At 68.2% G+C, this 1,558-nt stretch carries 1 protein-coding gene; it reads right to left on the bottom strand.

Features of this window, described 5'->3' with window-relative positions:
• Positions 1-102: 102 nt before the first annotated feature.
• Positions 103-1,491: an IS701 family transposase gene (locus ACIG87_RS32265; RefSeq protein ID WP_396855404.1), complete on the bottom strand. Its 1,389-nt coding sequence runs from the start codon at positions 1,489-1,491 to the stop codon at positions 103-105.
• Positions 1,492-1,558 lie beyond the last annotated feature (67 nt).

Below are 1,558 nucleotides of genomic sequence, written 5' to 3'. Positions count from 1 at the left end.
TAGTAGTGCTTTGTTAGGTTGGTACCAGTTGGTGGCAGAGTGGGCAGAATCCGAGCCACGTCGCGAGGTGGTATTGCAGCTCGCGGAGGACGGTGTAGAGGCTCAGGTCTGCCCTGTTGCTTTTGGGTCTGCGAGCCGTAACTGGGTGAGGAACAGTTGGGCGGCTGCGGTGAGGGTGACGTGGCGGTGCCAGCCGATCCAGGATCGGCCTTCGAAGTGGTCGAGGCCGAGGGCGGTTTTGAGTTCGCGGTAGTCGTGCTCGATGCGCCAGCGGCTCTTGGCCAGGCGGACCAGTTCGGCAAGTGGTGTGTCGGTGGGCAGGTCGGACAGCCAGTAGTCGGTGGGTTCGTCCTGGTCGGGTGGCCATTGCACGAGCAGCCAGCATTCAGGGAGAACACCGTCGTCACCACAGTGGGGTCCACGTTGAATGGCCCGGCCTGCCGGGCGGACCCGTAGGGTGAGGAAGTGCCCGGCCAGCTTGCGGGTGGGCTGGCCGCAGGCCTGATCGGCGGTCGGGAGCCGGTCGCGCCAGCGCACCAGTTGTGTCGCGTCGGCGCCGTGGGCCAGAGCGATGGCCTTGACGCTGCGGGCGGGTTGCGGGTATTTCGGGGTGGGGTGCTTGCCGACTCCGGCGTAGGGGACCTCGACGGGTTGGGCGTCGCCGGGTTGGGCGGTGGTCGACGAGGTGGTCGCCACGATGTAGGGGATGCCGCGTTCGGTCAGGCCCTGGCGGAACTCGGCGACCTGCCCGTAGCCGGCGTCGGCGGTCAGCAGCGGTGGACGCAGACCCCAGCCAGCCAGCTCGTCGAGCATCTCCAGAGCCATCATCCACTTCGGCCGGTACCGTTCACCGTCGGGCACTTTCGATGCCGCCCGCCGCCGCTGGATGTGGTCGATCTGGGCGGCGGGCGGCGGGCGCAGACGCTTGTGCGGCTTCTTTGCCCCGGCCGCATCGCGGGTCACGGGTTCCTGGCGCAGCCTGCGGGCATGCGGGTTGGCGATCTTCCCGTCCGCGTCCGGGACGCACGTCTCGTCCCAGGACTCGGGCACGAACAGCCGCCAGTCCAGCACCGCCGACGCGGCATCGGTCGCGGCGTGGACACTCACGGCGATCTGGCAGTTCGCGACCTTACCGAGGGTCCCGGAGTACTGCCGGGCCACACACGCCGACGCCTTGCCGTCCTTGGGGAACCCGGTGTCGTCCACCACCCACACCTGCGGGTCGACCACGTCGGCAGCGGCCCTGGCCGACCGCCGCCGCACATCCGTGACGTCCCAGGTCGACGAGGTCAGGAACTGCTGCAACTGCTGGTGATCCACCCCAAGGCGCTGCGCCATCGGCTGCATCGACTTCCGCCGCCCATCCAGCATCAGCCCACGCAGATACCGCAACCCGGTCGCCCGCTGATCCGACCGCGGCAACCCCGCGAACAGCCCGGCCGCGAAGTCCTCCAGCCGCGTCCGCACCCGTGTGAGTCCTCGCTCGTCCACCAGGGCAGCCAAACACAACCCAAAAAGCCCTACAAGCGACACACCGGAACAACCTAACAAAGCACTA

It is taken from the genome of Micromonospora sp. NPDC051925, from assembly GCF_044548625.1.
Taxonomy (GTDB): Bacteria; Actinomycetota; Actinomycetes; order Mycobacteriales; family Micromonosporaceae; genus Micromonospora.
The sequence above is the reverse complement of the archived record's forward strand: the minus strand, read 5'-3'. Positions and strand labels throughout refer to the sequence as shown.